This is a genomic window from Treponema sp. (assembly GCF_017430385.1).
GTDB lineage: Bacteria > Spirochaetota > Spirochaetia > Treponematales > Treponemataceae > Treponema_D.
On record NZ_JAFRNB010000054.1, the window covers coordinates 1 to 6,622 of the forward strand.

Annotated in this window: 5 protein-coding genes and 1 tRNA gene; all 6 read right to left on the reverse strand. The window is 45.9% G+C overall.

All coding sequences use genetic code 11. The annotated features are described in order from the left end of the window. On the reverse strand, positions 1 to 1,604 hold a 1,604-nt coding region (ileS, locus tag IJJ71_RS03990; RefSeq protein WP_296845447.1), incomplete at its 3' end, for an isoleucine--tRNA ligase. Between the two features lie 171 nt (positions 1,605 to 1,775). Further along, complete coding sequence (locus IJJ71_RS03995; RefSeq protein WP_296845449.1) at positions 1,776 to 2,489, reverse strand: YggS family pyridoxal phosphate-dependent enzyme; 714 nt, start codon at positions 2,487 to 2,489, stop codon at positions 1,776 to 1,778. Positions 2,490 to 2,642: 153 nt separating this feature from the next. Then, positions 2,643 to 2,715: transfer RNA gene (locus IJJ71_RS04000), tRNA-Thr, on the reverse strand. A 37-nt stretch (positions 2,716 to 2,752) separates the two neighbouring features. Next, positions 2,753 to 4,711, reverse strand: coding sequence for an AMP-dependent synthetase/ligase (locus IJJ71_RS04005; protein WP_296845450.1), 1,959 nt, complete (start codon positions 4,709 to 4,711; stop codon positions 2,753 to 2,755). Between the two features lie 214 nt (positions 4,712 to 4,925). After that, positions 4,926 to 6,092: a tRNA uracil 4-sulfurtransferase ThiI gene (gene thiI, locus IJJ71_RS04010; protein ID WP_296845451.1), complete on the reverse strand. Its 1,167-nt coding sequence runs from the start codon at positions 6,090 to 6,092 to the stop codon at positions 4,926 to 4,928. 193 nt (positions 6,093 to 6,285) lie between these two features. Continuing rightward, positions 6,286 to 6,622, reverse strand: a 337-nt coding sequence (locus IJJ71_RS04015) for a hypothetical protein (RefSeq protein ID WP_296845452.1), incomplete at its 5' end; no start/stop codon positions are given.

Genomic DNA, 6,622 nt, shown 5'->3' on the forward strand with positions numbered 1-6,622 from the left:
ATTGTTCCACCGCACTTACACTTGATTGTAACCTTATCTACATACTGCTTGTGCAAATCGTTTAAGTCAACGCCGCTCTTTTCCTTGAGCTCGGCACGGCTTCCGATACAGATTTTTTCACCACAATCATCACAACGCCAGATTGGGATTGGGTTTCCCCAGTAACGGTTACGGCTGATTGCCCAGTCGCGGCTTCCGGCAAGCCATTTTCCGAAGCGGCCTTCCTTGATGTGGGCAGGCTGCCATTTAATTTTGCTGTTTGCTTTGAGAAGGCGGTCGTGCTGGTCGGCAACCTTTACGAACCAAGAGCCGATTCCGCGGTAAATGAGCGGAGAACCACAACGCCAGCAATGCGGGTACTGGTGGTTTACAGTCTCACGCTTAACAAGCTTGCCTTCTTTTTTGAGGCGGTCCATGATGTCTTTGTCGGCATCCTTTACGAAAACGCCCGCATAGTCAGAGACCTCTTTTGTGAAGCGGCACTCAGCGTCGATTGGCTCGACAAAAGGAACTCCGCTACCTGCGAAAACCTTAGAGTCGTCTTCACCAAAGGCCGGAGCGATATGTACGATACCGGTACCGTCTTCAGTTGAGACATAATCTGCGTTCATGAGGCGGAAAGCGCCCTTCTCGCACTTCTGACCGCTCATTTTTTCACATTCTGACGGATCTTTGAGAGAAGCGAAATACGGAAAAAGAGGCTCGTATTCAGCACCCAGGAATTCTGCACCCTTGTGGCGGTAAACAATCTCGTAGTCCTCGGCATTTTTGTAGTAAGAAGCAAGGCGGCTTTCAGCTAAGATGTAGTAATCGCCGGAAGACTTGTCCAAAATCTTTACATAGTCAATCTCTGGTCCCATACAAAGGCCGAGGTTTGAAGGCAAAGTCCATGGAGTTGTTGTCCATGCAAGGAAATATGTCTTTCCGTTTGTCATGTCGCCGTCAGCAAAGGCTTCTGGTGCTTTTGTGACCTTGAAACGGATTGTGATTGCAGGATCCTGCTTTTCTTTATAGCCCTGAGCAAGTTCGTGAGTTGAAAGAACAGTGGCACAACGCGGACAGTATGGCAAAATGTACTTGCCCTCGTAAATGAGCCCCTTGTCCCACAAAGATTTTGCTACCCACCAGATTGTCTCCATGAAGTCCGGGTTCATGGTTTTGTAATCGTTGTCAAAATCGACCCATCGGCCCATGCGAGTGATGGTTTTTCGCCATTCACCAGTGTATTTAAGAACAGAAGCACGGCATTTGTCGTTGAAATTTGCGACACCGTATTCTTCAATCTCGTGCTTAGAGTTGATTCCAAGCTCTTTTTCGATAAGGTTCTCTACAGGCAAGCCGTGGCAGTCCCAGCCGAAGCGTCGCTCGACCTTTTTGCCCTTCATTGTCTGGTAACGCGGAATTATGTCTTTAATTGTTGATGGAATGAAGTGACCGAAGTGTGGCAGACCAGTAGCAAACGGTGGTCCGTCAAAGAAAATGAACTCCTCACAGCCCTCACGCTGCGAAACCGATTTTTTGAAAGTGTCGTTCTTCTTCCAGAACTCTAAAACTTCTTCTTCCTGCTTTGGAAAATCTACCTTAGCATCAACTGACTTGTACACAATTATTCCTCGTAAAGTAAAAATATTTGGAAGATATTATAATGAATTTTTAGAGAAGAATCTATAGATTTAAAAAAGCGAAATCAACTGTCTTGCGCTGTTCCGTGGCTCACTCACGCTCGGTCGCACTTCGTGCGACTGGCTTCGCCACCACTCCATAGCTGGCGCGAATTAATTTTTTGTATACAATCTCTCGCCAAAGATAGCAGTTCCAATCCGAACGATTGTGGCACCTTCCTCAATCGCAATCTCGTAGTCGCCGCTCATCCCCATTGAAAGCTCGCACAAGTCCAGGCTTGGGAAAGATTTCTGGAACTTTTCTCGCAAATTTCTAAGAGTCACGAAAGATTTTCGCACAAGTTTTTTGTCCTCAGTGAACGGAGCCATTGTCATAAAGCCCTTTGGCGTAATGTGCGGGAAGTCGCCTTTGGCACAATGTTCAATTGCAAGAGTCAAATCTTCTTCGCTCGTAAAGCCCGCCTTGCTGTCTTCGCCAGTGTGGACTTCAAAAAGAATCTCGATGTTCTTGTCAATTTTTGCGGCTTGTTTTTCAATCTCTTCGAGCAATTCGATTCGGTCAACGCTTTCGATGCAGCTTGCGATGCGCACGGCTTCTTTGACTTTGTTACGCTGAAGAGAACCGATTATGTGAAGGTCTGGATTTATGCCCTTGGCACGGATTTCGTCGAATTTTGCGGCGGCTTCCTGGACACGGTTCTCACCGAAAAGATTCTGCCCTGCTCTGGTGGCTTCAATCACGGCCTCAGCCGGATGGAACTTGCTCACGGCAACGAGCTTTACGGAATTTTCCGCACGGCCGGCCTGTTTTTCTGCTGAACGGATGTGCGTGAGGATTGTCTGTATATTCTGAGAGATGTCTGTCATAACTAAACCTTCTTTATTGCCACACGGATTCGATTTTGCTACGCAAAATCAGAGGCTTATGTTTTATACTTCCTTTTCTGAGATTCCTTAAGAATCCCAGTCTGTGTGGCAATATACAAAAAAAGCCAATCCCAAAAATGGAACTGGCTTGAAAGCTGCTTGTAGGACTTGGACCCACGACCCCGAGATTACAAATCACGTGCTCTACCAACTGAGCTAAAGCAGCAGATGTGACGGTATATTACAAGTTACAGCGGATTATGTCAAGCCTTAAATATCTTATTTATCTCTTTTTTGTAGAGTTTGTTGATTTTATGGCGCATTAGCTCCTGCTTTGCGTTAATTTCCCGGTTAAGCTCAAAACTTTCCTTCAACAAAGCAAATTTGAAGATTCGTTCGCAAGTTCGGAATCCTGTTTTTGCGTTGTCGAGAGTGTCTATTTCGCTTCGGAAGAGATTCTGGATTTCGCTTGTTTCCAAAAGACTTTCGTAAGTGTCATAGACAATGTTGTTTTCTTCGGCATAGGAAATTACGTTGTTTTGGTCAGGTACGATGAGCGCGCCCACGTACTTCTGGTCCTGGCCGACCACGACAGTGCGCTCAATATATGGACTTGCGTTGATTGCCTTTTCGATGACTGCAGGCTCAATATTTTCACCGCCCAAAAGAACGATTGTATCTTTTGCACGACCAACGATTTTAAGCTCATGATCGCATGAAATCATTCCGAGATCGCCTGTGTTGAGCCATCCGTCTTTATCGATTACGGCATCGGTCAAATCTTGTCGTTTGTAATAGCCCTTCATAATCTGGCGGCCCTTTACGAGAACCAAGCCGCGTTTTCCAGGCTTCAAAGGCTTTCCGTCAACAATCTTACCGTCTTTTTCGGCCACGATTTTGAGATCAAAGCTTGGGAAAATCCAGCCAACATTGTTGTTTCTAGGACGTTTTGAGTTTCGGACAGAAATTACAGGAGCGGTCTCTGTCATGCCGTAACCTTCGAGGAGTTTGAATCCAATCGCATTGAAAAAATCCTCGGTCTCAGGCTGAAGGGCACCACCGCCAGAAATTGCCGCACGGAACTTTCCGCCAAACTTCTGCCGGATTCGAGAGAACACAAACTGCTCGCCAAGGAAATGTGACGGCCACAAAAGAACGAACGGGAAAAATCCTGTTACATAATCGATGATCCTCGGATACCAGTGATAGCGGCATCTCAGGCCCAAAAAACGCGCCTTTGACTTGTAGTAAAGTTTCCCTAAATGAACAGAATATTTGAAAATGAGACGGTTGAGCGCACTCTGTTTTTTGACTTCGCGGTAAATTCCCTGTGCAACCGATTCCCACAAACGGGGAACGGCATTCATCCACTGAGGCTGAACCAGCTGCATGTCTGAAATCATCACGGAAGCAATCGGCTTTGAATAGGCGAATCCGCCCTCCAGAGTGACAACCATATAAAGGAAAGCACGCTCAAAACTGTGCCAGATTGGAAGAACGGTGAGCCACAAATCCCCAGCCTGCATGAGACCAAGAACGCTTCGGCAAACTTCGCACTGAGCAAGATAGTTATCGTGTGTGAGCTGAACGCCTTTTGGAAGCCCCGTGGTGCCCGAAGTGAAGATAATCGTTGCGACATCATCTTTTGTAATCTGCTCCATGCCGGCTTCAATTTCCTGCCACTCTTCTTTTGTGATGGCAGTTCCTTCGGATTCGAGCATAGAATAGTAAATTACTTCGATATTTTTTGATTTGGCATCTTCGAGAGTTTTTTCATCGGCGTGATCAAAAAGAATTGCTTTTTTGAGAGTAGGAACTTCCTCGATATTTTCCAGAACTTTTTCAAGCTGCCTTGCATTCTCAAAGAAAGAAATCTCAGCCTCGACGAAATTGAGGATAAAACGCATCTCAACGCCCATCGAATCGCAACCGCGCGGAACATCAATCGCACCAAGAGAAAGAAGCGCGAAATCAGTGATAAGCCACTCGCGGCGGTTGTCACTCATGAGGCCGATTTTGTCACCTTTTTTGACGCCGAGCTTTTTAAGGGCAGAAGCAAGCTCGATTACATGCTGATAGACTTGCGAATAGCTGTAACGCACGAACATTCCGCTCTTGTTTTTAACCGCCTGCAGCGTTGTGTGCGGGCATTTATTCACTTTTGCTTTAAAAAGAAGCGGAAGATTGCTACCAAGATTTTTCTCAAATTTCGACAAGTCCATCGGGAAGTCCTTTTGGGCACAAAAATGCCATAATTTTTAAGATAATTTCATTATGACATTTTTTGTCTTTTTGTCAAGATAAGAAAACGGAAAACTGAAAGTGGAAAATGGAAAGCTGGGCGCTACGGCTGTCGCCGTCGGGTGTTCCGTGGCTTGCTAACGCGCGGTGCTATCGCACTGGCTTCGCCACCACTCCATACCCTAGCGCAAAATCTTACACTTCGTACAACTTAATCTCTCGTTTTTCGAATGCTTCGCGAACCAAGTCGTCAATTTCAAGTTCTTTGTAAATTTTCTGGGCTTCCTCGACCGTTGAGCGCAGAACCGGGTGACGCGGGCTGAAAAGAACACAGCAGTCTTCGTATGGCAAGATTGAAGTCTCGTAAGTGCCGATTTCTTTTGCGATTTCAACGATTTCTTCTTTGTCAGTACCTACGAGCGGACGTAAAAGCGGATATTCGGCCATGCTTTCGGTGCAGCTCATATTTTCGATTGTCTGGCTTGCAACCTGGCCAAGGCTTTCGCCCGTGATAAGACAGCTTGCTCCGATTCGCTCAGCAAGCATGTTTGCGGCTTTCATCATGCACAAACGGAGCATGAGAGTCGTGTAGTTTTCAGGAGATTTCTTTTTAATCTGCATCTGAACTTCGGTGAACGGAATTGTATTGATGTGGATTCTGAGTCCGTAGCCGCTCAAAATTTCTGCAAGATGCTCAACTTTCTCACGAGCCTCATCGCTTGTGTAAGGATAAGCATGGAAATAAACGCAGTCAATCGTCATGCCACGGCGGAGCATTCTGTAGCCTGCAACCGGAGAATCCAGTCCGCCGGAAAGAAGCAAAAGCCCCTTCCCGCTCACGCCAACCGGCAAGCCCCGGCGGCCCTTAGTGCGGTTTGAATAAACGAAGCAGCGGTCCCTCACTTCGACCATAATCACGACATCAGGATTTTTGACATCGACATCAAGGATTTTCTGATTGTAAGCAAGGCTTGCACCCTCTGAGCAGATTCCGTAATGGTCATAAGGGAAAGACTTGTCGCTTCGGCGTGACTCAAGCTTGAAAGTTTTTGCGCCTTCATCGCGGGCTTTAATGGCCTCGTTCAAAACTTCCTGCTTGATTGCCTCGATATTTTTTTCTACGATGACAGCCTCAGCCCAGCCAGTGATTCCAATCAGGTGGGAAAGAGCGAATTCAACCCGCTCACAAGCTTCGTCATCGCACTCAACATAAAGGCGGCCAGCCAGCAAAGAGACCTTTGCATTCACATTTTTGAGATAAGCCTTTGTATTTCTGACAAGCTGTGTCTCAAAAGTCTTGATGTTAGAGCCTTTAAGAATAAGCTCGCCGATTTTTCCGATATAAAATTTAGTGTATTCCATAAATTTTTCCTTATTTATATTTTATCCACAGATTTGCACTGATTTCCACAGATTATTATTAAACCACAAATGTCACAGATTTCACAGATTAAATTTCTCACAGAGCTTTGGAGCTCACAGAGAGCGTGATAAATGAGAAAGACTTCATATTAAAGAAATATAATCTGTGCTCATCTGTGTAATCTGAGGTTCCCTAGTATGAATATTTCATCGAAACTGAAATATAATTGTTCACGCTGTCGTAGAGTTGTTTTGTCCAGTTTTCCCGGGCTTCCTTGACAGCATTCTGCACGTAGCTGGATTTTTTGAGCTCATCCCAGTCTGCGTAAGTGTTTCCGCCAGCAGTATAACTGCCATCTGCTTTTTTGACATACTCCAGGCCGCCACGATAAATATGATTATTCACGCCGTTATTCTTCACATACTCAAAAGTGTAGCCCGCGCACAGGCTGAAACGGCCGTATTTTGTTCGGGCAAAAGTGTATTCCGCGTTGGCACCGAGCTGGGCGACATACATTTTGTGGTCGCTC